This is a genomic window from Bacillus sp. J33, from assembly GCF_000518885.1.
GTDB lineage: Bacteria > Bacillota > Bacilli > Bacillales > Cytobacillaceae > Cytobacillus.
Genome location: NZ_JAEL01000018.1, coordinates 39,630 through 64,404, shown reverse-complemented (window position 1 = coordinate 64,404; position 24,775 = coordinate 39,630). Strand labels below are relative to the sequence as shown.

At 42.9% G+C, this 24,775-nt stretch carries 21 protein-coding genes and 1 pseudogene; 21 read left to right on the top strand and 1 reads right to left on the bottom strand.

The genetic code is table 11. The annotated features are described in order from the left end of the window. The first annotated feature begins 463 nt into the window (after positions 1-463). Positions 464-889, top strand: a complete 426-nt coding sequence (locus tag L634_RS32220; RefSeq protein ID WP_051428284.1) for a VanZ family protein — start codon at positions 464-466, stop codon at positions 887-889. A 232-nt stretch (positions 890-1,121) separates the two neighbouring features. Here L634_RS32220 and L634_RS0107945 read toward each other — a convergent pair whose 3' ends face one another. Next, positions 1,122-1,382 (bottom strand): CGCGG family putative rSAM-modified RiPP protein, encoded by a 261-nt coding sequence (locus L634_RS0107945; protein ID WP_026581997.1) that lies wholly within the window; start codon positions 1,380-1,382, stop codon positions 1,122-1,124. A gap of 66 nt (positions 1,383-1,448) precedes the next feature. Here L634_RS0107945 and L634_RS0107940 point away from each other — a divergent pair, with 66 nt between their 5' ends. From L634_RS0107940 to L634_RS0107850, 20 genes and pseudogenes are all read left to right on the top strand, one after another. Continuing rightward, the gene (locus L634_RS0107940; protein ID WP_026581996.1) at positions 1,449-1,640 is read left to right on the top strand and encodes a hypothetical protein; all 192 of its coding nucleotides are present in this window, start codon (positions 1,449-1,451) and stop codon (positions 1,638-1,640) included. 238 nt (positions 1,641-1,878) lie between these two features. Continuing rightward, positions 1,879-4,026 carry a BglG family transcription antiterminator gene (locus L634_RS0107935; RefSeq protein ID WP_232233730.1) on the top strand — a complete coding sequence of 716 codons (2,148 nt, stop codon included), beginning with the start codon at positions 1,879-1,881 and terminating at the stop codon, positions 4,024-4,026. Between the two features lie 13 nt (positions 4,027-4,039). Then, positions 4,040-4,309, top strand: a complete 270-nt coding sequence (locus L634_RS0107930; RefSeq protein ID WP_026581994.1) for a PTS sugar transporter subunit IIB — start codon at positions 4,040-4,042, stop codon at positions 4,307-4,309. Between the two features lie 443 nt (positions 4,310-4,752). Further along, the gene (locus tag L634_RS0107925) at positions 4,753-6,015 is read left to right on the top strand and encodes a PTS ascorbate transporter subunit IIC (RefSeq protein WP_026581993.1); all 1,263 of its coding nucleotides are present in this window, start codon (positions 4,753-4,755) and stop codon (positions 6,013-6,015) included. 144 nt (positions 6,016-6,159) lie between these two features. Further along, complete coding sequence (locus tag L634_RS0107920; RefSeq protein ID WP_026581992.1) at positions 6,160-8,166, top strand: penicillin-binding transpeptidase domain-containing protein; 2,007 nt, start codon at positions 6,160-6,162, stop codon at positions 8,164-8,166. Between the two features lie 429 nt (positions 8,167-8,595). Then, a complete protein-coding gene (locus L634_RS0107915; RefSeq protein WP_026581991.1) occupies positions 8,596-10,647 on the top strand; it encodes a sigma 54-interacting transcriptional regulator in 2,052 nt (683 codons plus the stop codon). Further along, the gene (locus L634_RS0107910; RefSeq protein ID WP_026581990.1) at positions 10,644-12,062 is read left to right on the top strand and encodes a CoA-binding protein; all 1,419 of its coding nucleotides are present in this window, start codon (positions 10,644-10,646) and stop codon (positions 12,060-12,062) included. The genes L634_RS0107915 and L634_RS0107910 overlap by 4 nt, the downstream gene beginning before the upstream one ends. Then, on the top strand, positions 12,037-12,723 hold the full coding sequence (locus L634_RS0107905) for a CoA transferase subunit A (RefSeq protein ID WP_026581989.1): 687 nt from the start codon (positions 12,037-12,039) through the stop codon (positions 12,721-12,723). The genes L634_RS0107910 and L634_RS0107905 overlap by 26 nt, the downstream gene beginning before the upstream one ends. Next, positions 12,710-13,357, top strand: a complete 648-nt coding sequence (locus tag L634_RS0107900; protein ID WP_026581988.1) for a 3-oxoacid CoA-transferase subunit B — start codon at positions 12,710-12,712, stop codon at positions 13,355-13,357. Before L634_RS0107905 ends, L634_RS0107900 begins: the two co-directional genes overlap by 14 nt. 255 nt (positions 13,358-13,612) lie before the next feature. Continuing rightward, entirely contained in the window at positions 13,613-14,611 is a 999-nt protein-coding gene (locus L634_RS0107895; protein ID WP_026581987.1) for a TAXI family TRAP transporter solute-binding subunit, read from the top strand. Positions 14,612-14,653: 42 nt separating this feature from the next. Then, complete coding sequence (locus L634_RS0107890; protein ID WP_026581986.1) at positions 14,654-16,621, top strand: TRAP transporter permease; 1,968 nt, start codon at positions 14,654-14,656, stop codon at positions 16,619-16,621. A gap of 11 nt (positions 16,622-16,632) precedes the next feature. Continuing rightward, a complete protein-coding gene (locus L634_RS0107885; protein ID WP_026581985.1) occupies positions 16,633-17,478 on the top strand; it encodes a 3-hydroxyacyl-CoA dehydrogenase in 846 nt (281 codons plus the stop codon). Positions 17,479-17,491: 13 nt separating this feature from the next. Further along, complete coding sequence (locus L634_RS0107880; protein ID WP_026581984.1) at positions 17,492-18,271, top strand: enoyl-CoA hydratase/isomerase family protein; 780 nt, start codon at positions 17,492-17,494, stop codon at positions 18,269-18,271. A gap of 16 nt (positions 18,272-18,287) precedes the next feature. Then, positions 18,288-19,448 carry an acyl-CoA dehydrogenase family protein gene (locus L634_RS0107875; RefSeq protein ID WP_026581983.1) on the top strand — a complete coding sequence of 387 codons (1,161 nt, stop codon included), beginning with the start codon at positions 18,288-18,290 and terminating at the stop codon, positions 19,446-19,448. Positions 19,449-19,451: 3 nt separating this feature from the next. After that, entirely contained in the window at positions 19,452-20,642 is a 1,191-nt protein-coding gene (locus L634_RS0107870; protein ID WP_026581982.1) for a thiolase family protein, read from the top strand. Positions 20,643-20,671: 29 nt separating this feature from the next. Further along, positions 20,672-21,682: an NAD(P)-dependent oxidoreductase gene (locus tag L634_RS0107865; protein ID WP_026581981.1), complete on the top strand. Its 1,011-nt coding sequence runs from the start codon at positions 20,672-20,674 to the stop codon at positions 21,680-21,682. Next, entirely contained in the window at positions 21,679-22,092 is a 414-nt protein-coding gene (locus L634_RS0107860; protein ID WP_026581980.1) for a PaaI family thioesterase, read from the top strand. The genes L634_RS0107865 and L634_RS0107860 overlap by 4 nt, the downstream gene beginning before the upstream one ends. Next, complete coding sequence (locus tag L634_RS0107855) at positions 22,089-23,048, top strand: NAD(P)H-dependent flavin oxidoreductase (protein WP_026581979.1); 960 nt, start codon at positions 22,089-22,091, stop codon at positions 23,046-23,048. The genes L634_RS0107860 and L634_RS0107855 overlap by 4 nt, the downstream gene beginning before the upstream one ends. Positions 23,049-23,079: 31 nt before the next feature. After that, positions 23,080-23,211: pseudogene (locus L634_RS34225) on the top strand (SDR family oxidoreductase); the annotation flags it as partial. 152 nt (positions 23,212-23,363) lie between these two features. Next, a complete protein-coding gene (locus L634_RS0107850) occupies positions 23,364-24,707 on the top strand; it encodes a hypothetical protein (RefSeq protein ID WP_026581978.1) in 1,344 nt (447 codons plus the stop codon). Positions 24,708-24,775: the final 68 nt, after the last annotated feature.

Here is a 24,775-nt window from a genome sequence, read left to right as displayed (position 1 = left end):
GAAGATGAACTCCAAATGGAATAATTCGTTCTTTGCCAAAATAGGACTCATCTCAACTTACTGGCTTTACTTACACAAAACCTTGGGCTACTCCCTCGAGCAGTATATCGAAGATATACAGAAGAATTCAAAAGAAAAACAGCGAAGAACAAAAGAAAGACATAAAAGAAAAGGCAAGGAGTATTATACTCCTCGCCGTCTAGAAAAGATGCAGAATGCCTGGAACGCATCNTCTTGATAATCATTGTAACATATGGGTAAGCCGTATGCCTTAGTAGGGCACGTGCGGTTTGATAAGGGGGAAGCCATGAGAATGGTTTCCCTACTTTATTTGCGGTGGAATATCAATTCAATCAAACGTTTGATTGATTCCTTTTTGCCAAATTTTTATTTCCATGCATAAGTACCTTCCCGGCTGGAAAAAATGGTTTGCTAAATGAGATAACAAGGTGGGAAAGATAGTGTGAGATTAATATTCCTAATTGTCTGGGCTGGGGTCATTTTTATCTGTACCTGTGCGGAGAGTTTTGATGCAATGGCGGAAACGAAAAACATTCAATTCAATTGGACCATGAAACCCCCTGCGGAAAAAATGCTGGAGCCTTTGCCTGCTGATCTTTCCGCTGCTTTTCTGCTAAGGAAAGCTGGGCATGCGATGGTATTTTTTATTTTTACTCTTGCTTTGTATTTTGTTTTTCCTTCGCCTTTCTTAAATTTCCTTTCCTCTTTGGTGTATGCTGTGCTAACCGAAATTCTGCAGTTGTTTTTCATGAGGGATGGAAGGCTGTTTGATGTGGGATTTGATAGTTTGGGGGCATTTGCCGCGGTATTGCTTATTGTCCTGGGCAGGAGGTTATTGAAGATAACTAGAAGGGGACTGCCCACCTAGCTATATTGTAAAGTATATTTCTATACAATCCCTATCTTACTAAAAGTCGCTCCCTATAATACTGATTGGGTATCCTTTTAAAGGGAGGTATAATAGCCTTCTTTATTTTTATAAGAGAAAAGGCTGTCATCGCAAGCTAAAATGAAAACCTTCCCTGTTGCTTAGAAGATCGTCCTCATAATAATTAGGATTACCTGACAGCTTTAATCATTTTAGAAGATAACAAGATCGCTTATTTGTTTTTCCATACCCTCAGCACATGCCCTCCGCAGCTGCACTGGCTGATATATTTACTATCAATTTTATTGCCGAAATACAGTGTAAGCGCCTCTGTCAAATAATCATCCGGGTTGCCGAAAACGGCTGGCGTCACGATGTTCACGTAAAAGCCTTTCGCCGTCCTCTGCACCGCATCAATGGCTTCCTTAATGACTAACTCCAAATCGCTTTCATATTCTTCCTTTTCAAGTGAAATGGACCAATTTTTCTCCATTTCGAGATCCCTCCATTGTGTAAGTAATCAATGATCTAATTATATCGGCAATGGAATGTTGATCCTGTGAGTCATATCACTTTAGGAGTTAACGACGAAAATGAAGAGGTCGAGGGAAAATGGCAGTTAACCGAAGGGATCAAGGACGAAATAGAAGAGTATCAAGGGAAAAAGGAGCGGGAAGATTATTCGGAAAAGCTCTCTGATCCGATTTGTGGCTTCAAGAATCCTTCTTGGCAACCTTTTTCGGCTCTCTGATCCGATTTGTGTCTTCAAGAACGCTTCATGTCGCCCTTTTCTTAGGCGGTGCCTGGTACCACGTATACAGCAGCACATAAGTCCAATCATTGCAAAAAGGGATGAACAAGATTCGGACTTCTTTTTGCAGGGTGAAGGAGTATAATACGAAGTAAGCAGAGTTTTCACTTAATTAAAGGGTCTGATTTTTGCAAAGTAATGCCCTTGATGAAATGATTTTTGGTTAGGAAATCCGTTTTTGGATTTTGTAATGAAGGGAGCGCTCCCCATGATTCTTGACCATCGCTGCATGACGATTTTGACGAAAATTGTTCATGCGCCATCACATGTTTCTCCGCAGGAGCTGATGGAGGACCTGAATGTTTCCAAGCGGACTGTTTATTATGATGTAGAAAAAATTAATAGCTGGCTTAAAGACAATAAGATAGAAGAGCTTCGGTATGTACGTGCCGCCGGTTTTTTTCTAAGTGAAAAAGGAAAGCAGCTTGTTAAGCAGACTTTAAGCTCTTTTGATAAAGTGACAAGTTATGAGTTTTCTCCGAAAGAAAGGGCTGCCTGGGCGGCCATTTTAATCCTGACCCGTGAAAAACCGATCTTTCTCCAGGATTTACTAGATAAGCTGGGTGTGAGCAGAAGTACTCTTTTGGCAGACATCAGGGAATTAAAAAGGCAGCTCAGCCATTTTGAGATTAAGCTTAACTTCCATAAAACCTCCGGCTATTTTATAGCAGGAGAGGAACAGGCTAAGCGAAAAGTGCTTATTTATTTCCTGACTCATGTGTTAACAAACCGCGGTTGGAATGATCTTTTATCAGAGGTTCAATTATCCATCCAGGAGAAGCAGCAAATATCGCCGGAATTATTCCGCCGTTCAGACTTGGATGAGATTTATGGCATTTTAAATGAAAGCGAGGCCTTTTCCGGAGTCCAGTATACGGATGAAGTGATGGAGACTTTAAGTGCCCATTTATCTTTGCTTATTAAAAGGTTTAACCAGGGAAAATACATCAAGATGGACCCCGTTGAAAAAGAAGTCATAAAAGAAACAAATGAGTACCGTGCTGCTCAATTTATTTGCCGGAGAATTGAAAGCGGTTTCCAGCTGGAGGTCCCAGAGGATGAGATCTGCTATATCACCACCTATCTGCTTGGCGCGAAGATCAGTGATTACAAAGCCTATGATTTGGAAAATCAGGATCTGAAGAATCTTAAGCAAATGGCGGCAAGAATGGTGGATGATTTTCAAAAGTATGCCTGTGTATTTTTCCAAAATCGCAGGGAGCTTGAACGCAATCTGCTGATCCATCTAAAGCCGGCCTATTTTCGGATCAAGTATGGAATTGAACTGGATAATCCTTTAGCCAAGCCGATGCAGGATTCGTATCAGGACCTTTTCATCCTTACAAAAAAAGTAGTGCACCATTTTGAGTACATTCTCGGCAAACCGGTTTCCGATGATGAAGTTGCCTATATTGCCATGCACTTTGGCGGATGGATTGACAAAGAAGGAGTAAAAGTGGAGTCCCGGAAAAAAGCAGCTGTTGTCTGTGCCAGCGGAATCGGTACTTCAAGAATACTGCAAAAGCAGATTGAGGATCTTATGCCATTTGTCGATGTTGTCCATGTGTACACCGTTCGCGAATATGAAAAGGCATCACTTTCCGGGCTGGACCTGGTGATTTCAACTACGCCGGTATCTGAGAAAAACGTTCCGGTGTTTGTGGTTAATCCCATCTTGAATCCTTCAGAAAAAGAGTCGCTGCTCAAACAGATTCAAGCGGCAGATAAACAGCCAAAGCAGGAAAGCATAGAGGCTGTCATGGATATTATCAGAAAGCATGCAGACATAAAAGATGAAAGTCTGCTTATGCAAGAGCTTAAAGCCTATTATCAATCAAAAAATGAAACGAAAAGTGAGGTGGACCATAAGCCAATGCTAAACGAAGTACTGACCGCAGACAAAATCCAGTTTGCAGATTCAGCAGACAGCTGGCAGGAGGCATTGCAGCTGGCATCCAACCCATTATTGGAAGACCATTCAATCACTCAGGAATATATTGATGCAATGATTGCCAATGTGAAAAATATGGGGCCATACATTGTCATCGCACCTGGCATTGCCCTGCCGCACGCCCGCCCCGAAAGCGGAGTAAAGAAGCTGGGAATGAGCTTTCTGAGATTAAAGGAAAGCTGCTCCTTCTCTGAAAAGCCAGAGCATCAAGTAAGGCTATTCTTTGTACTGGCAGCCATTGATAACGAAACACATTTAAAAGCATTGTCACAGCTATCCAAAATGCTGTCAGACGGAGATAGCCAGGAAAAATTGCAGAATGCTGAAACAGCAGCTGAAGTTGCAGAAATTATCAATCAATATTCACAGGATTAAGGGGGAAATGAAAATGAAAAAAATTCTAGTTGTATGCGGAAATGGCCTTGGAAGCAGCTTTATTGTTGAAATGAATGTGAAAACCGTTTTGAGTCAATTGGGAGTGGAAGCGGATGTTTCCCATACAGATTTAACCACGGCTAAATCTGAAAAGGCAGATATTTACCTTGGAAGCAAGGATCTAATTTCAACTTTGGATGATGGCTCCAGAACCATTATCGGTTTGACTAATATCCTTGACCAGAATGAATTAAAAGCAGCGCTTGAATCACATTTAGGATAATAGATAAAAAAAGAGCAGGCGAAAAATCCGCCCGCTGAAAAATAAAAAAGACAAATCTAGTATAACGTGAGAAATGCTAATGTGTGAACATTTTTTATATAAAAAGAGAAACAGAGATTAATAGAAAAGGCTTTATTTATTTTAGGCTGTTTTCGTAAAGTTTGTTGCTTTTAACTGCAAACTTAATTTAACCGACCGAGTTGAATGTAGCGTAGGGCAATTGACTACACAAAAATACTACCGCAATTCCTTCGTGTGGTGCCAGGTCAGGGAAGCTTATTCAATGTCCTGCTCAGAAGAGAGGGAAGTGGGAGAAGCCGAGGAGGCTCTCATTCCTCCCCCTGACAGCTTGAGTGCCCCGTGCTGAAATCAACGGGCAGAATTTATAAGTAAAACCAACAATTTATGAGAAAAGAGCTTTATTTTAAAAGGAGGGGTTAAATATGTTCGATTTTCTTATGAATGATATATTGGGCACGCCTGCGATCCTTGTCGGGCTGTTTGCTTTGATTGGCCTGCTTCTTCAGAAAAAGGGGATTGCCGATGTCATTTCAGGAACGCTGAAGACGATTATGGGCTTTCTCATCCTGAATGGCGGGGCCAGCATCTTAATTGGCTCGCTTGATATTTTCGGAAAAATGTTTGAAAAAGCTTTCCATATTCAGGGTGTTATTCCCAACAACGAAGCGATCGTAGCCATTGCACAGCAGACGTTTGGCAGGGAAACAGCCATGATTATGCTTTTCGGAATGGTTATGAACATTGTAATTGCCCGCTTTACACCATTTAAATATATTTTCCTGACTGGTCATCATACATTATTTATGGCTTGCTTAATTTCAGCTGTATTTGCCACTGGCGGTGTGACAGGGCTGCCGCTGATTATAATCGGATCCATCCTTCTTGGCTTGCTGATGGTGTTCCTGCCCGCCCTTGTTCAGCCATATGTGCGTGAAATTACAGGCAATGACAGCATTGCGGTAGGTCATTTTGGCTCTTTCGGCTATTTTACTGCCGGATTTATCGGAAAGCGTGTAGGGGACAAATCGAAATCAACCGAAGATATCAAGGTTCCGAAATCGCTTGGTTTCCTGCGTGATACGTCTGTTGCGATGTCACTGACAATGACCATTCTTTTCCTGGTTGTAGCGCCAATTGCAGGCAAAGGCTATGTGGAGACAGAGCTGAGCGGCGGAGTGAACTTTCTCGTATTCTCTCTCATGCAGGCGATTACATTTGCAGCTGGTGTTTATGTAGTTCTTGCGGGTGTCCGCATGCTGATCGCGGAAATCGTCCCGGCGTTTAAAGGGATCGCCGATAAAGTGGTAAAAGATGCGAAGCCAGCCTTGGACTGTCCGGCTGTGTTCCCGTTTGCGCCAAATGCCGTTATTATTGGATTCTTGTTTAGTTTTGTGGCCGGCTTGTTTTCGATGTTCCTGCTGCCGCTATTGGGATTGAAAATCATCGTACCAGGCTTAATTCCTCACTTCTTCACAGGTGCTGCTGCCGGGGTATTCGGCAATGCAACAGGAGGAAGAAGAGGAGCTATGATCGGGGCATTTGCAAACGGTCTATTAATCTCATTCCTGCCGGCATTGCTGCTTCCAGTTCTTGGTTCCCTGGGATTCGAAGGAACCACATTCGGAGATTCAGACTTTGGTATCGTCGGCATACTATTAAGCTTCTTCATTAAGCTGTTTTCATAAAAATAAAATACAAATGACAAAGGGGATTTCACTCAGTGTGAATCCCCTTTGTTTTTCGGCAAAATTAGAGTGGTCCCTGGTACTGGGTAAATACTAGGAAAATACTTCAATATAATGGTAAAATGGTAACCGGGAGGGTGATTTATGAGAAAGTTGTTATTTGTCGTTTTTGCTGCCCTGGTTTTGGTTGCTTTGAGCGGCTGCAATAAGGAGATTAAGCCGCAGGACCGCTTTGCGCAGTATGTGGAGCATTGGAATAAGCAGGAATTTGGGAAGATGTATGAATTCCTGTCGAAGGATGCGAAGCAGTCAATCAGCAAAGAGGATTATATTGGCCGCTATGAAAAGGTTTACAAGGATTTAGAGATAGACAATCTGAAGATTACATATAATCCGGATATGGAAAAGGAATATAAAAAAGAAGAGAGTGCCAGCTTTCCATTTTCAGCAAGCATGGACAGTGCTGCCGGAAAGATTGAGTTTACCCATGATGCCAAGCTTTTAAAAGAAGAGGTTGAGGAAGAAGATAATTGGTTTGTAGCCTGGGATTCAACTTATATCTTTCCAGAGCTGGGGCCGGAGGATAAAATAAGCTATTCGGCTATTCCGGCTAAGCGTGGAGATATTGTCGACCGTACAGGAGATCCGCTTGCTTTAAATGGCACACTTTATGAAATCGGAGTGGTGCCAGAGCAGATGGGCGATCAGAAGGAGCAGACCATCAAAGGTTTGTCTGAGGCGCTTGGAGTCCCGGAGGAACAGATTAATAAAAATTTGAATGCCAGCTGGGTGCAGCCGGGTTATTTTGTGCCGATTAAAAAGGTTTCTCCGGAGGATAAAGCAACGCTTGATAAAGTATTTGCGTTAAAAGGAGTTCTCAAGCAGGATGTAAAAGGCAGAGTGTATCCAATGGGTGAAGCAGCTGCCCATCTGATCGGATATGTGGGACCAATAACAGAAGAAGAAATGAAAGAAAACGAAGGCTATTCAAGTACTGATATGATCGGAAAAAGAGGACTTGAACAGGTCTTGGAAAAACGATTAAAAGGTTCGAACGGAATCAAAATTGGCATTAAAAAACAGGATGGTTCAGAAGTGGTGCTGGCTGAAAAACCTGTTGAGAACGGTGAAAATATTCAGCTTACTATTGATTTCAATCTGCAGCAATCCCTTTTCAAAGAATTGGGCGGAAAGCCGGGAACCGCAGCGGCGATTGATCCTGTAACCGGTGAAACATTAGCATTAGTCAGCAGCCCAAGCTTTGATCCAAACCAGGCTTCACTCGGCTTCACAGGTGAAGAGTGGAAGGCGCTTGAAGGGAACAAGAATATGCCGCTTATGACCCGCTTTAAGCAAACTTATGCCCCAGGCTCAGTGATGAAACCGCTGACAGGGGCAATCGGACTGACAGAAGGTACATTAACACTGGACGAAACGATTAATGTAAAAGGCCTCCAATGGCAAAAGAGCAGTTCATGGGGCGGCTATAAAGTTACGCGTGTAAAAGATCCTGGCGGTCCGGTTAATTTTGAGAAAGCGATGATGTATTCGGATAATATTTATTTTGCCCAGGAGGCTTTAGAGCTTGGAAAGGATCGGTTTGCAGCAGGACTCAAGAAGTTTGCATTTGAGGAGGAAATTCCTTATGCATTTCCGCTTGAACAGTCCCAAATCGGCAGCATGGACAGTGAAATCAAACTCGCGGACTCCGGCTACGGCCAGGGGCAGGTGGAAATGAGTATTGTTCATCTCGCAGCTTCGTATACACCTTTCATCAACAAGGGCTCGATGATCAAGCCAGTCCTCTTGGAAGGAGAGGAAAAGGGCCAAGTACTGAAGGAAGGCATAATGAGCGAGGAAACAGCTAACACGGTTGCAGCGGCAATGGCTAAAGTCATTCAGGATCCAAGCGGTACCGGCCGGGCTGCTTATATGAAGGATTATCCACTTGCCGGTAAAACTGGCACAGCAGAGTTAAAGAAAAGCGCTGACGAAAAGGGCCAGGAGAATGGCCTATTCGTTGCCTACAACCCGCAGTCGCCTAAGCTGCTCATCGCCATGATGGTGGAAGGGGTTGAAAACAGCGGGGGATCGAAAGTGGTTGTTGAAAAAGTGAAGAAGGTATTCGAGGAAAATAAAGCTCGTTTCTAATAATTTCAGATGAAATGAAAGTGTCTGCATTCCTGAATAGGAGGCAGGCACTTTTTTATTCGGCAAAATTCGGGTGGTGCCTGGTACCGTCCTGAAAGATGCATGCCATATAAGGGTTCTTTTTTAGCTTTGTTTCCGCTGCTAAATACCTGTTTTTTTCTTTGGTTGTTGCAATAAAGCAACAGTTAAGAGAGGTGAAGCGCCTGTTTCATAATATGATGACTTGTTGAATGTCTCTTATTATATGAAACAAGTTTGTTTTATATGCAGTTCTGCAACACCTGTTGCGGTATTGCAACAATTTTATAACAGTTATATAGTTTAAATATTACAAAATGTTTGAAATATCGGCATTTTATTAATTTTCAAACGTTGGCACACTTCTTGCATAATAAATTTATGAGTGGATCACTCAAAGGAGCGGGGAAATTGTTAGTTAAAGATGCGATGACTCGAACTTCATTCAAGTTTTTTGAAAACGATTACATCAATAGGGCTGCAAAAAGCTTGCTTGATTCTAAAATGAAAGGCGGTGTGGTTTTTAACCTAAAAGATGAGTTAGCAGGGTGCTTTTCAGAGCATGACATTTTAGAAGGATTGCTGAAAGAGAAGAAAGTTTTGTCAGAGATTTATCAAACAAACTTTTACATCCTTAATGAAATGGATGACTTGAAAAATATAAAACGTATAGATCAGGAGATATGGCCAGTCCAAAACAAAAATGGCCAGATAACCGGGTTCCTGACAAAAGAGCAATACCTGGCTGCCTATTCAAGAGATTCTCAGTTAGAGCTTAACCGCCTTGATGCCATTTTTAATTCTGCACATAATGGCATCATTTCCATCAATTTGGAGGGAAAGATCACATCTATGAATCCAGCAGCAGAAAAAATGGCCATGACAACAAAAGATAAGGCAATTGGCAAGTTTCTGACTGATGTTGTTGCACCAAGCGGCCTTCTGAATGTGATTCGGACAGGCAAAGGACATACGGAAAAATATCGGGTTGGAAAAAGAAAATATTTAACTCACAGGACACCAGTTTATGATGGCAATAATCTTGCAGGTGCGGTAGGAGTCTTTCAGGATATCTCTGAAATAGAATTTGTATCCAATGAACTGGAATCGGTCAAACAGCTTTTAAAAGAGCAAGAAACGATTCTTGATAACTCCACTGATGGTATATGCATTACAGATGGCAAAGGAAACATGATTAAAAGCAACCAAAGCTTCCGCGAGATTTTTGACATTAATCAAAGCGAACAGTGTGAGGCTCCGGAATATATAAAAAACATTGTCCGTCAGGCAGCGGTGAAAGGCAAATCGCATAATGTGATGGAAACAAGCAAAGAAACCGAAAACTCTTTAATCATAACCGCAAATCCAATTAAAAATAGCAGCAATCAGATTGAAAGAGTAGTGATCAATGTGAAAGATATGACGGAAATCGATGCTTTAAGAAATGAACTTGAAAAAACGAAGTCCATTTTGGAACATATGCATCTTGCCGAAAAAACTGATTCGTTTATTGCCCAATCCACAGAGATGAAGAGACTGATTGAAACAGTTGAACAAGTAGCCAAAGTGGACGTAACTGTTCTGTTAACAGGGGAGTCCGGAGTAGGGAAAGAGGAAATTGCAAAGCTGATTCAACAATCAAGTCCGCGGGCGGAGCAGCCATTTATTAAGGTGAATTGCGGGGCCATTCCGGAAACACTAATGGAATCGGAACTATTTGGCTATGAAGGCGGCGCATTTACAGGTGCTTTGAAGAAGGGGAAAGCAGGTTTGTTTGAACAAGCAAATAATGGAACCCTTTTCCTGGATGAGATTGGGGAAATACCTAACCACCTTCAGGTTAAGCTTTTACGGGTACTGCAGGAAATGGAGATTACCCGGGTAGGCTCGGCGGCGCCAGCCAAGATAGATGTCCGGGTAATTGCAGCTACAAACAGGAATTTGCAGGAACTAGTCCTGGAAGGAAGCTTCCGTGAGGATTTATTTTATCGGCTCAATGTTATTCCCATTTCTATTCCCCCTCTGAGAAAGAGGGTTGAAGATATCCCGCTTCTTATTGATGCGTACGCCAAAATGTTTACCGCGAAATATGGCAAGCATCTCAGATTTTCAAAGAAAGCCATACAAGTGCTTACCAGTTATCAGTGGCCGGGAAATGTGAGAGAACTTGTTAATATCATTGAAAGAATTTTCGTAACAGCCACAAATACGGAGGTAAAAGAGCAGGATGTTCTCTCCTTATTCAGCAAGGCAGACGAGCGAAAAGCAAATGTTAATAAAGCCATTATTGTAAATAAAGTTTTGCCTTTAAAAGAAGCTGTAGATGAATTGGAAAGAGAGCTCATCTATAAGGCATCCCAATCAGAAAAGTCCTATCGGGGCATTGCCAGAGTACTTGAAGTAAATCCATCCACCATTGTACGGAAGGTAAAAAAATTTGAGGGGGGATCCTTAAGATCATGAGAACATTACAGCACATTGTTTCCCCTAAAAGTATTGCCATAATAGGTGCTTCAGAAAGATTCCATCAAAATGCTGGGCGTGTGATGGTGAATCTTCAGAAATCAAATTTCGCCGGGGAGATTTTTCTTGTTAATCCCAACTATGAAACGATTTCCGGAATCCCATGTTATCCAAGTGTACTTGATATTAAAGAAGAGATTGATCTTGTGTGTGTCATTGTTCCATACAAATACACGCCAAAAATCTTAAAAGAATGCGTTGAAAAGCAGGTGAAAAGCGTCCTTATTATTAGCTCGGGTTTTTCTGAAAGCGGACCGGATGGCATTATCAGGGAAAAGGAACTTCAGGAAATAATTAAGGGAACAGATATAGCGGTTTATGGACCTAACTCACCAGGATTCTATCATTTTATCAAAAACTGGGGAATATCCTTTTCCCCCCGTTTTGAACCAAAAAATTTCCGAAAAGGATCTGTTGGTTTAATTAGCCACGGCGGCAGTCTTGGCAGGGCAGTTCTTGATGCCAACGAAAAAGGTCTGGGATTTTCATATTGGTTTTCACCCGGGAATGAAATGGATATCAACATGAACGACTGCTTTGAATTTTTAATTCATGACCCATCCACAGAAACCATTCTATTAATTATCGAATCCATTTCAGAAGAGGAGAGGTTCTTCCGTCTGCTGCATCAAGCCTACATCAAGCAGAAGCCAGTTATACTGCTGCCAGTCGGACATTCAAAGATTTCCCGTTTAGCGGTGAAGCATCATCTTGGCAGAAATAATGATTATGCAATCCCGTGGGATATGGTCAATCATCCGGGATTGATAAAAGCTGAAAGCATTGATGAAGTTGTGGCAGTTTCCTGGCTGTTTGATACATACAAAAAAGCAAGAGGAGAGCGGACAGTCATTTTTTCATGGGCAGGGGCTACCTCCATTTACTTGGCCGACTTATGTGCAAAGTATGGAATCGCGCTTCCTCCACTAGCATCAGAACTTCAGAAGCAAATGGCCAATATCACCGGGATCGAAAAATCGTTTATGAACCCCCTGGACCTGACAACCGTTGTCTATGATGATTTATCGAAGCTTACCAGCTGTTTGGAGGTCCTGCTGGAATCGGGAGATTTTGATAATATGATTGTTCCTTTTCCGTTCCAAGTTGACTACCAAAATGAAATTCTATCAGGACAGATAAAAAAATGGATGAATGAGAGTAATTGTATTTTTATACCAATTTTCATGTCCCAGGGATATCAGGATGAGCTAGCTATTGACATATTAAAGGAAACGAAGAAGCCATATTTTTTTCATGAGAATACAGCAATCAAAGCATTGTCAGCATATGTAAATTACTCAGCTTGCCAAAATCGAGAGGAGGGCCAGAATGAAAAAACAATTAAATCCATCTGATGCACTCAAGCATATCCAAAGCGGTGATACCTTGCTAGTTGGTGGCTTCGGGCTTTCGGGGACCCCGCTTACTTTAATAGATGAACTGGTGACATCAGATAAAGACAATCTGACAGTCATCAGCAATAACTTAGGTGAGGAAGGCAGAGGGCTTGGCAAACTTCTAGTTGCAGGAAAGCTAAAAAAAGCAAAGGGCTCTTACTTTACTACTAATCGAGATGCTGTCAAAGCCTGGTCAAAAGGCGAACTGGAAATTGAATTGATCCCGCAAGGCACATTAGCTGAAGCGATCCGCTGCGGCGGGGCAGGCATTGGCGGCTTCTATACGAAGACAGGTGTTGGGACCAAACTGGCTGAAGGCAAGGAAGAAAAAGTAATCGATGGTGAACCCTACATTTTTGAAAAAGCAATCAAGGGGGATGTAGCCATTATTAAAGCACTTAAGGCTGATACACTGGGAAATTTAATTTATGACAAGACAGCAAGGAATTTCAATCCGGTTATGGCAACGGCAGCTAAGGTGGTTATTGCGGAGGTGGACGAGATTGTGGAAGCGGGGGCATTTGCACCGGAAGAAGTCGTGACGCCTCACTTATATGTAGACTATATCGTCATAAACCGATATGTGAAAAAAGGGGGGAGATACGTTGAGTCAGTCTGAGAGAATTAAAATTGCCAAAAGGGCAGCACAGGAATTAAAGGAAGGTGAAATTGTCAATTTGGGAGTCGGCATTCCTACCCTAATCCCAGATTACCTTGGTGGCAAGAAGGTTTATTTGCAGTCTGAAAATGGGCTCCTTGGTATGGGGCCGACACCAGCAGATGAGGACATTGATATGGATTTGATCAGTGCCAGTAAAAAACCTGTTTCCATGGAGGTCGGAGCCTCACTCTTTGATAGCTCTGATTCTTTCCTCATGATCCGCGGAGGCCATGTTGATACGGCCGTTCTGGGTGCTTTGCAGGTGGATGAAACTGGTGAAGTGGCAAACTGGGCAGTTCCAGGTGAAACCATCCTCGGAGTAGGAGGAGCAATGGATTTAGTAGCAGGAGCGAAACGAATGATCATTGCATCCTTGCACTTATCAAAGGATGGAAGTCCAAAGATTGTAAAAAGGCTTTCATTCCCGAGCAGCGGTGTAAGGAAGGCCGATATGATTGTGACCGAGCATGCAGTATTTAAGTTTATCGATGGCAGGATGTATCTTGCTGAAATTCTTTCCGATGTTTCTGTTGAGGCATTGCGGGAGATGACAGATGCCGATTTTTATTTATTAGAAACGCTGTTTTCTTAAAGTTTATTGTTTTTCAGGGCTAACTAAGGTTAACCAACTGAGTTGATTGTAGCAGAGGGCAATTGACTCCTGCTCAGAAGAGAGGGAAGTGGGAGACCCCACAGGCGTAGCCGAGGAGGCTCTCATTCCTCCCCGCGGAAAGCAAGTGCCCCGTGCTGAAATCAACGGGCAAAATTTATAAGTAAAAACAACAATTTATGATAACAGAGCGATTAGGAAATACAAAAATAAAAGCAAATTAAGGGGGATTTAACGTTGAAAAAGCTTTTAACAGTATTAATTGCATTCATGTTAGTGGTATTAGCAGCATGTTCTTCAGATGAGGCAGGAAGCACGGAGAAAGAAAAAGCACAGCAAGGCGGAGAGGGTGCCCCTAGAGACATGGCCTTTGGATCGGCGACTGTCGGCGGATTCTGGTATACATTGTCCGGAGCAATGGGCGAAAAAATGAAGGAAGTTTTTCCGGAATCTTCAGTGACTGTTGTTGAGGGCGGATCGGTTTCCAATCTTTTGGGCTTAAGCCAGGGCACATTCGCTCTTGGATTCAGTAATGGCCAAACGGTTCCGGAGGCGCTGAACGGAATCAATTCTTTCAAAGAAAAAGTTGATAATGTCAGCACAGTTGCAACCTTGTATCCAAATGTATTCCATATCGTTGTCCGCGCAGATTCTGATATTAAATCCGTTAAAGATTTAAAGGGCAAGAAGGTTAGCCCGGGGATTAAAGGGTACAGCGGAGAGCTTGCTTTCATGGATATTTTGGAGCTGAACGATATGAGTTATGACGACCTTGGCGGAATTGAGTATATCGGTACAGCTGATGGAGCAGATCTTCTTCGGGATGGACATATCGATGCAATAGTAGGCATGGTTTCAGCGCCGGTTTCGACTTTCCAGGAGCTTGACACGACCCTTGGAATTCGCTTGATTCCTTTAGATGATGAAACGATTAAAGGCCTTCATGAGAAAAATGAAGGATACCTGGAATATAACATTGAAGGCGGCACCTATTCAAACGTAAAAGAGGATGTTAAAACGGTTGCTGGCTATACTGTGTTATTGGTTAATGATGACCTAATGGACGAAGAGACCGTTTATAAGCTTACAAAAATGATGGTAGAGGAAAAAGATACATGGACGACATTATCACCAATTATGAAGGACTTTAATGCAGAGTATTCAGTGAAAAACAATGTGGGCAAGCTTCATCCGGGAGCAGAGAAATATTACAAAGAAGTCGGGGCACTTAAGTAAGCCAAGCCCTTATAATATCCCCTAAAAAAAGAAGGTGAAATGATGTCTAAGCAAGGTTTAACAGATTTGGAAGCCCGGAAAATTGCTGCTGAATATGATGAAGATGGGAATCTCAACAGTAAGCTGCGCCTTTTAAAAGGTGCAGCTGCAAAAATCATATCCATTGCTGCTGTCTTAATGTCGCTTTTCCATTTATATACCGCATTCTTTGGGGTATTTGAATCTATTTTGCAGCGGTCAGCCCACCTGGCGTTTGCGCTGGTTTTAACATTTGCCATATACAAGCCTTCCAAGAAAGCAGTAAAAAATGAAAGCATCCCTTGGTATGACTGGCTATTTATGATTTTGTCAATTGCTTGTTATTCCTATTATGTCATGAATTCTCAAGTCATTTCGTCCCGAATGAGCTATATTGAACCGCTGACAGCGCTGGAAATTGCCATTGGCATAATATCTGGTTTGCTGCTAATTGAAGCAACACGACGCGTGATTGGCAATACGCTTGTGATCATTATCTTTATTTGTCTCGTTTACGGAGTCTGGGGACACCTGATTACTGGCACTCTTTCCCACCGTGAATTTACAGTGATGTGGATTATTGATCACCTCTTCTATACGGTTACAGGTATCTTTAGTACTCCACTTGGAGTATCAGCAACCTTTATTTTCCTTTTCATCTTGTTCGGTAAGTTTTTAGAAGTTTCAGGAGCTGGACAATTTTTTATCGATTTATCTGTAGCAGGAATGGGGAAATATCGGGGAGGTCCCGCAAAGACAGCTATTGTAGCCAGTTCCATTTTGGGAACCATTTCTGGAAGTGCAGTAGCAAATACGGTGACAACAGGTGCTTTTACGATTCCTTTAATGAAGAAAACGGGCTATAAGAGCCACTTTGCAGCTGCAGTAGAAGCGGTTTCCTCTACAGGCGGCCAGATTATGCCTCCGATCATGGGAGCTTCCGCTTTCATCATTGCTTCCTATTTAGGTGTGCCTTATATGGACATAGCCATAGCCGCTCTAATCCCGGCAGTCCTTTATTACTGCTGTTTGTATTTCCAGGTCGATATGCGGGCAAGACGTTTGGGGCTAGTTGGCTTAAAAAAAGAGGAACTTCCAAAGGTTACGAGTGTGCTGAAAAGCGGATTTATGTTCTTTATACCGCTAGTGGTGATTGTGGTCATGCTTGCATCGGGCTCTTCACCAATGAAGGCAGGTCTCTATTCCATTGGTGTGACAATAGTGGTCGCCGCTTTAAAAAGTGCTACAAGATTATCTTTTTCTAAAGTCTTCAAGGCACTGGATTTAGGAGCCAGAGCTGCAATTGAAACGGCAATTGCCTGTGCGGCATCAGGCTTTATCATCGGGATTATTGGACTGACTGGCATCGGTCTTAAATTCAGCAGTTTAATTATTGAATTATCCGGCGGTATTTTAATCATTACGCTTGTATTCACGATGATCACAAGCATCATTCTCGGAATGGGCCTTCCCACAGTTGCGGCTTACATCGTACAGGTTCCGCTTACCATTCCGGCATTAATCGAACTGGGTGTATCCCCGCTTGCTGCACATATGTTTGTGTTCTATTTTGCAGCTTTATCTGCGATTACACCACCAGTGGCACTGGCCGCATTTGCAGCAGCAGGGCTTTCCGGATCCGATCCAATGAAAACGGGCTTAACAGCAGTAAGGCTGGGCCTTGCCGCCTTCATTGTCCCTTATATGTTCGTATACGGGGAAACCTTGCTTCTAGTAGGGGACGTTCCGGATATTATTCTATCTGTTATAACCTCCATCATTGGAATTATTGGAATCGCTTGGGCTGCAGAGGGATGGCTTTTCCGGCACGCCTATTGGTATGAAAGAGCAGTTCTTTTTATCGGTGCCCTTCTAATGATCAATCCGGGAGCTGTATCTGACTTAATTGGATTTGCGATCCTTGCAGCCGTGTATTTATATCAAAAGTTTGTATCTAAAAATTCAACGGTTGAAAATACGATATCAAACTAAGGGGGAACAGGATGAATACCATCACAGTAGTAGGTTCGGGTGTAATGGGAAAAGGAATTGCTTATACCTGTGCCGTTTCCGGTTTTACAGTTTACTTGAATGACATTAATGAAGAAATATTGGAAAAAGCGAAAAACGAGATTTACAGCCTATTGGAAGACAGCCTTCAAAAAGGGTTTATTTCTGAAGCTCAATATGGGAAGGCAAAAGACCGCCTTTTCTTTGAAAAAGATCTGGAGTCTGCTGCAACAAGTGCAGATCTGGTCATTGAAGCTGTTCTGGAAAAAATAGAATTGAAGATTGATATTTTTAAAAAGCTGGACCGTATCTGTTCTCCAGAAACGATTTTAGCAACGAATACATCAACCATGAGCCCTACGGAGATTGGGGCTCAAACATCCCGGCCGGAAAAAGTGGCAGCTATGCATTTCTTCAATCCGGTTCATAAAATGAAGCTGATCGAGATCATCCGTGGACTGGAAACCTCTGATGACACTGTACGCATTGTGAAAGAGGTCGGCGAAAAGCTTAAGAAGGAAACTGTTGAAGTGAATGAGTTTCCTGGTTTTGTTACTTCACGCATGAATTGCCTGATAGGCAATGAGGCTATGAATATGCTAATGGAGGGTGTTGCGTCTGCTGAAGACATTGATAAAGCGCTGAAGCTGGGGCTTAACCACCCAATGGGTCCGCTTGAACTGGCAGATTTAGTCGGTTTGGATACACGATTGCGGAATATGGAGTACCTATATCAGACGCTTGGCGAAAAGTATCGCCCCTGTCCGCTGTTGATCAAGTATGTGAAAGCCGGGCGTCTGGGCAAAAAAAGCGGAAGCGGTTTCTACCAATATTCATAAGGAGGTTAAGAATATGCACCAGTATGAAAATCTCCAGGTTCAAATCGAACAGGGTTCTATGTGGCTGACAATAAACCGGCCAGAATCCCGGAATGCATTAAACCGGGAAACACTTCAGGAACTTGAGGATGCCTTTCAGTGGGCAGAAGCCAATCATGATGTAAAAGTGATCATTATTCAAGGGGCAGGGGGAAAGTCTTTTGCGGCAGGAGCAGATATAAGGCAGCTTCATGAAAGAAAAATGCTTGAGGCACTAATACCTGGCATGCAGGGTCTCTATAAGAAAATAGAGCAATCCAGCAAAGTCACCATTGCTGCGGTAAAAGGCTACGCTTTGGGCGGGGGCTGTGAGCTTGCTATGGCCTGTGATATCCGGATTGCCACTAAAAATGCAAAATTCGGGCTGCCTGAGCTAAACCTTGGCATTATTCCTGGAGCAGGCGGCACACAGCGCCTATCCAGGATTGTCGGCAAAGGGAGAGCGCTGGATATGGTCCTTACCGGAAAAATGATTAATGGAGAGGAAGCGGAAAGAATCGGTCTTGCTTCTTATCTTGCTGAGGAAGATGAATTGGAGAAAAAGGCAGCAGAGGTAGCTTCCCAGGTTATGAAAAAGGGCCCTGTTGCCATCAGGCTGGCAAAGCTTGCAATCCATAAAGGGTACGATGCGGATCTTGAAACGGCCATGCTGATTGAAAAGCTGGCACAGGCTGTTGCGTTTGGGACAGATGATAAAAAAGAGGGAACTCAAGCATTCCTGGAAAAAAGGGCAGCTGAATTCAGCAATCAATAAAAAGGGAGAGATAGAATTGGATTTTAATTTTTCGGAAGATATAAAATTTTTAAAGGATAATGTGCGCAAATTTGTCAAAGAGGAAGCAGAACCTTTGGCAATGGAAATAGAGGAAAAGGACATGATACCGGAAAAACTGGTGGAAATGTCCAAGGAAATGGGCTTATTCGGCTTAAGTATTCCGGAAGAATACGGCGGTCTGGGGCTTGATATGGTTGGGAAGTGTGCCATTTATGAGGAGCTTGGCAAGACGCACAATGGCTATACAACATTGATTGGCGCTCACACTGGGATTGGATCTGTCGGGATTGTGGAGCTGGGGACGGAAGAACAAAAGCAAAAGTATCTGCCTAAAATGGCAACCGGAGAATGGATTGGTGCTTTTGCTTTAACCGAACCGAGCGCTGGCTCAAATGCGGCAGCATTGAAAACCACTGCTGTCAGAAAGGGTGATAAATTCATCCTGAATGGCTCCAAGCATTATATTACGAACGCAGTCGATGGGCACGTTTTTACTGTAATGGCTGTAACAGATCGTGCTAAGGGAGCAAAGGGGATTACCTCCTTTATCGTAGAAAAAGATTTCCCTGGCTTTGTTCTTGGAAATGTTGAACAAAAAATGGGGTTAAGAGGTTCCCATTCTGCTGAACTTTTCTTTGAAAATATGGAGGTCCCTGCAGAAAACGTCCTTGGAACGGAAGGACAGGGATATATCAATGCTTTAAAAATCCTTGCCAATGGCCGTGCTGGTCTGGCTGCAAGAAATCTTGGCTCTTGTGTAAAGCTTCTGGAGCATTGCTTGCAATATGCACAGGAACGCGAGCAATTCGGCAAGCCAATCATCGAGGTGCAGGCCGTTCAGCATATGCTTGCAGAAATCAGCATGCAAATAGAGGTTCTTAGATCGATGACTTATCGTGTTGCCTGGATGACCGATCAAAAAATGCGAGTGGTTAAAGAGGCTGCCATAGCAAAGTTGTTTGCGTCAGAAGTATATAACAAGGTGGCTGATTTAGCTGTACAGATTCATGGCGGCATCGGATATATGAGAGATTATCCAATCGAACGTTACTTCCGTGATGCGAGAATTACGAAAATATATGAAGGCACCTCGGAAATACAGCGTAATATTATTGCCAATGAACTAAAACGCGAAGCCTCATATGTGGGGGTGTAAGGAGTGAATCAGCCATATATTGTTGAATCAGTCCGAACAGCTATTGGAAGAATGGGCGGAACGATAAAAGATGTGCCGGTAGACCATCTGGCAGAGAAAGTGATTCGTGAAGTGCTAAACCGTTCCCATTCTGAAGTTGAAGTTGATGAAGTGATTCTTGGCCAGGCAAAGCAAAGTGCGGATACCTCCAATCTTGCACGTCTTGCGGCCTTGAGGGCTGAGCTCCCTATTGAGGTTACAGGTTATACCGTGCACAGGCAATGTGGATCCGGGCTTCAAGCCATCAATAATGCCGATATGCAGATTAAGCTTGGCTACTCTGATGTAGTAATAGCAGGCGGAGCTGAAAGCATGAGCACAGCCCCTTACTATATCCGCAATGCCCGTTATGGCTTCCAAGCCGGAAATGCGCAAATACTGGATCCGAATACAGAAAGCCAGCCTTGTTCCCAGCCTATCGAAAAATACGGCCATCTGACAATGGGACTGACTGCGGAAAACCTTGCAGAAAAATATAATATTTCCAGAACAGAACAGGATGAGTTTGCGCTTCGCAGCCAGGAGCTTGCGCAGGCAGCAATCGAATCAGGCCGTTTTGAAAAGGAGATTGTCCCGGTTGAATATAAGCAAAAAAGGGAAACTCGGCTATTTACTGTTGACGAACATCCGCGCAGCACCACAATCGAGAAGCTCTCAAAGCTGAAGGCAGTTTTTAAGGAAAATGGCACAGTAACAGCAGGCAATGCAAGCGGGCGAAATGATGGAGCTTCAGCAATCTTAATGATGAATGAGGCGAAATTAAATGAGTATGGTGTAAAACCAAAAGCCAAAATCATAGCCCAGGCAGTGAGCGGGGTGTCTCCAGAAATTATGGGGATTGGTCCTGTAACTTCCACATTTAAAGCTTTAAAGCAATGCGGACTATCCATCAATGATATCGGGCTGATCGAGCTGAATGAAGCCTTTGCTGCCCAGGCGCTTTCAGTCATTCGTGAATCCGGCATGGATATCAACAAGGTGAATGTAAACGGCGGAGCCATTGCATTAGGACATCCAATTGGGGCTACAGGAGCAATCCTGATGACAAAGCTGCTTCACGAGATGGAACGAAGAGGCGAAAAGTATGGTTTAGTCACTCTTTGTATCGGCGGCGGCCAGGGAATATCGACTATTATCGAGAACCTTCATGCCTAAATGGGTATGTCCAAGAAGGAAGTGTTGAAATGAGCAAGCCTCATATTGTTCAGATTCTCCCCATGTACCATCCTGATGGGGAGGATCTTCTTAACAAACATGCTAAAGTGAAGAAATTTGCTGAATTTACTGAACCGGAGATATGCGATTATCTCCAGCATCATCGTGTCGATGGAATCATCCTTCGGGCCCCAGCCAGGATCACGCCTGCCATTTTGGACAGCTGCCAGCAAGTAAAAGCGATTTCCGGAGCAGGAGTGGGACTTGATAATATTGATGTGGGCTATGCCACGAAAAAGGGGATTCCAATTTTGCATGCACCAAAGCTGAATAGTACGGCAACCGCAGAACATGCGGTGAGCCTGCTTTTGGCGGTCATGAAAAAAACGGTCTATTTTAACAGGGAAACAAGAAGCGGAAACTTTCAGGCAAGGGATGGAGCCTATTCCTATGAACTGGAAGGAAAACAGCTGGGGCTAATAGGCTTTGGCAGTATTGCACAAAAAGCTGCTAAAATTCTAGTCCATGGTTTTGGAATGAAGGCTATGGTATATGTCAGAAATATTAATGAAGAAAAAATGCAGGCTGCTAATCATATCGGGGTGGAATTAACCACTTCTCTGGAAAAAGTCTTTTCGGAAAGTGATGCAGTAAGCTTACATATCCCATTAACCAGAGAAACAGAAAAGCTTGTGGATTATAAATTGCTGGCTCTTATGAAGGAATCGGCTGTTCTAATAAACACAGCCCGTGGGGGCATTATCAATGAACCTGATTTAGTGAAAGTACTGAGCCAGAGACGAATTCTTGGCGCCGGGATTGACGTGTTTTCAGATGAGCCGCCGCCTGCTGATCACCCCTTGTTTCAGCTGAAGCAAGTAACCACGAGCCCCCATATTGGCGGAATAAGCCTTGAGGCAGCAAGAAAAACCTCCGTGCTGATTGCTGAGAATCTTATAAGCGCAATTTATGGTAAAAAGCTTTCTGTCATTGCCAATCAAGCTGAACTGGCTAAAGCGGGAAAGGGGTTATTCTCATGACAGCTGAACATTTACAGAACGTAAAAACAGATTTTGAAAACAGCCCATTCTGGAATTTTGTTGGATTGGAATTAAGAGAGTTAAGAGACGGGTATGTCTTATTGGCCCTGCCAATCCAGAGAGAGTTTATTAATGTGAGAAATACAGTTCATGGAGGCATGTATGCATCAGTACTGGATACAGCTATGGGAATGGCAGGAAGGTCATTGGGGTTTGATGAAGTGGCCACACTGCATTTAAACATCCAGTATGTAAAATCTGTTATGGAAGGAATCGTAACAGCAGAAGCGGAGATTATTCACCAAAACCGAAACACGGTATTCATTGAAGGAAGGCTTAGGAATGAAGACGGTGAACTGCTTGGCCATTGTACAGGAACTTTTAAGCTTTTTAAAGGTGAACAAGTATGATGAATACAGCTATATCCAAAATGTTTAATATCCAATATCCCATCATCCAAGGGGGCCTGCAAGGGCTTGGAACGTCTCCGCTTGTTTCAGCAGTATCAAATGCGGGCGGGCTTGGGCTTATAACAGCAGGCAGCTTTGCTTCCAAGGAAGAGATGATGAAGGATATTGAGGCAGCGAGAAGGCTTACATCAAAGCCTTTTGGCGTAAATATTGCAATTGGATTCCGCAAGCCGATGGATGAGTTTGTTGAGGGAGCCATAGAAGCTCGTGTTCCGGTTGTTTTTACCTCGGGTAACAACCCGGAGAAATATATGGATCGCTTAAAAGAAAACGGGATTAAAGTGGTCCATGTGGTCCCGTCTGTGAGGTTTGCCAAAAAGGCTGAAGCGATCGGATGTGATGCAGTTGTTGTGGTCGGATATGAGTGCGGCGGCCACCCCGGGAGAGACGACGTAACAAGCCTTACCTTGATCCAAAAGGCGGTAGATGAGCTTTCGATACCTGTCATTGCAGCAGGAGGATTTTCGACAGGGAAATCTGCTCTTGCTGCTTTTGCTTTAGGGGCCCAAGGTATCCAGATGGGTACAAGATTTTTAGCTTCCAAGGAAGCTGCCCTGCATTCATCTATTAAAGATAAATTAATAGATTTACAGGAAACGGATACTATTCTGGTGAAAAAATCAATTGGAAAAGCGATGAGGGTTATGAAATCGGAACGTGCCATCGATCTGGCAGAAAAGGAAGAAGCAGGAGCTTCACTGGAGGAGATTTTTCCTTATATCAGCGGTGAATCCTACCTGGAATTAATAAATACCGGAAATGAAAACGCAGGTGTTATTTCATTGGGGCAGACAATCGGCTTGATTAAGGAAATTAAAAGTGCAAAAGAGATTATTCAGGATATCGTGAAGGAATATGAGCATCGACTCCAGCTATTGTACAGGAATTTGAAATAGATATTACATTTGAGAATTCATTGAAACCAAAGTGAAGCAAATACCGGTCAATAGGGCTGGGAAGCCAGAAGATATCGCCTAGGCGGCAAGCTTTTTTGCAAGCCCGGCTTCTTCTTTTATTAGCGGCCAGGTCTTATATGCTGCCGGCGGTCCAAAAGCATAGGGGCCTTTTTTATTGAGGCAGAGGAATCGCCTTTAGACCAGCCCGGCTTGAAAAAGTTTTAGAGAATCTTTTCGGCTACTCGCCTGCCGGAAGATAATGTTTACCAAAAAACTAGTTTGATCATGATTTAAACTACAGAGAGAAGGGACAAAATGATACGTTTTTCTCTCGTATTGAGTATGTGTTTGTTATATATTGCTGAAGCATTTGTGCCAAATATATATATTGGTTTTATTTTTAACCTAGTGGCTGTCGCTGCTTTTTTTGTCATGCTTCCACTATTGGAGTGGAAAGGCAGGATTTTTACATTGGGTCTGTTTAGTACTGGAATGCTGATCCACTTTATAGTTGGGGACACGGGTATTCACCTGGTCGAGGGAATCACTCAGAATCTAGCGCTGCTTTCCATTCTGATTTTAGCGCCGCTCTTATCGGTTCCTTTAAGAAGAGAAGGGGTTATTGAAACAGTAATCATCTATTTAAATGAGCTGAAAACCAATCCCAGAAATACTTTTTATGGCATAAGTTCGTTTATGTTAACGTTGGCGCCTATCTTAAATATGGGCGCATTAAGGATTGTACACGGGTTTGTGGAGAGCATAAAATTCCCTTCAAAACTATTGTCAAGATCCTATTATGTAGGGTTTACCCCAGCTGTAATTTGGTCGCCATTTTTTGCGTCGGTAGGCATTGTTTTATTTTATTTAGATATCACATATATGTCTTATGTGGTGGTCGGTGTTTTGTTTGCCGTTATGCAAATGGCTGTGGGATTCTTATTGTTCCGTCCCGGTTCTGTTGAAGAAGATGCTGCTGTTGAAGCTGCTAAGGAAATTGCGTCTGAGGGAAGAGGAAGAAAACGGGATATTTATATGCTAATAGGATTTGTCCTGGGTCTCGTTCTGATTCTAATTGTTATGGAGCAAGTATTTCATAAGTCAATGCTTTTGTTAGTAAGCATTGTCTGCATAATAGTTCCGGCAGCTTGGGTCATTCTGCGGAATCGATATAAGGTAATTAAAGAAGAGCTTTCTCTTTATAAAAATAAAATGATTTCTCAAAAAATGGAGATTTGCCTTTTTTTGAGTGCCGGGCTATTTGGCAATGCTGTTTCACATACACCAGTAAAACAGCTGCTGGAGCGGTCCATGCAATGGTCTGCCACTCAATCCATTAGTATTTTATTTTTATTCATTATCCTGTTTGTTACCCTTATGGCCTTTTTGGGGGTACATCAAATTATTGTGATCCCGCTTGTCCTGACCTCTTTGAATTTTGCTGATATGCCTAATGTCGCAGTGGCCAGTGTGGCCTTTATGTGTATTTTTACCTGGATGCTTTCCTCCGCCATCTCTCCACTAAACGCCATGAATATCATCATTAGCCAATGTGTTCAAAGGAACGGAGTAACAGTTGCTTTCAGGTGGAATGGAATTTATTTTCTCTCCATAACGGTCATAGCCTTTGTGTATGTTTATATTTTGAATTGGGTTTAAGGATGGAGTTAATTTGAAAAATTGTGAACTTAGCGAATAAATTCCTGTTTTTAGCGAATAAATGGTGA

Coding starts and splice junctions, on each gene's coding strand:
- L634_RS0107885 (WP_026581985.1), top strand. CDS start 16,633: ATGAATACCATCACAGTAGTAGGTTCGGGTGTAATGGGAAAAGGAATT.
- L634_RS0107930 (WP_026581994.1), top strand. CDS start 4,040: ATGAAAAAAATTCTAGTTGTATGCGGAAATGGCCTTGGAAGCAGCTTT.
- L634_RS0107865 (WP_026581981.1), top strand. CDS start 20,672: ATGAGCAAGCCTCATATTGTTCAGATTCTCCCCATGTACCATCCTGAT.
- L634_RS0107910 (WP_026581990.1), top strand. CDS start 10,644: ATGAGAACATTACAGCACATTGTTTCCCCTAAAAGTATTGCCATAATA.
- L634_RS0107905 (WP_026581989.1), top strand. CDS start 12,037: ATGAAAAAACAATTAAATCCATCTGATGCACTCAAGCATATCCAAAGC.
- L634_RS0107850 (WP_026581978.1), top strand. CDS start 23,364: ATGATACGTTTTTCTCTCGTATTGAGTATGTGTTTGTTATATATTGCT.
- L634_RS0107925 (WP_026581993.1), top strand. CDS start 4,753: ATGTTCGATTTTCTTATGAATGATATATTGGGCACGCCTGCGATCCTT.
- L634_RS0107945 (WP_026581997.1), bottom strand. CDS start 1,382: ATGGAGAAAAATTGGTCCATTTCACTTGAAAAGGAAGAATATGAAAGC.
- L634_RS0107860 (WP_026581980.1), top strand. CDS start 21,679: ATGACAGCTGAACATTTACAGAACGTAAAAACAGATTTTGAAAACAGC.
- L634_RS0107855 (WP_026581979.1), top strand. CDS start 22,089: ATGATGAATACAGCTATATCCAAAATGTTTAATATCCAATATCCCATC.
- L634_RS0107880 (WP_026581984.1), top strand. CDS start 17,492: ATGCACCAGTATGAAAATCTCCAGGTTCAAATCGAACAGGGTTCTATG.
- L634_RS0107920 (WP_026581992.1), top strand. CDS start 6,160: ATGAGAAAGTTGTTATTTGTCGTTTTTGCTGCCCTGGTTTTGGTTGCT.
- L634_RS0107890 (WP_026581986.1), top strand. CDS start 14,654: ATGTCTAAGCAAGGTTTAACAGATTTGGAAGCCCGGAAAATTGCTGCT.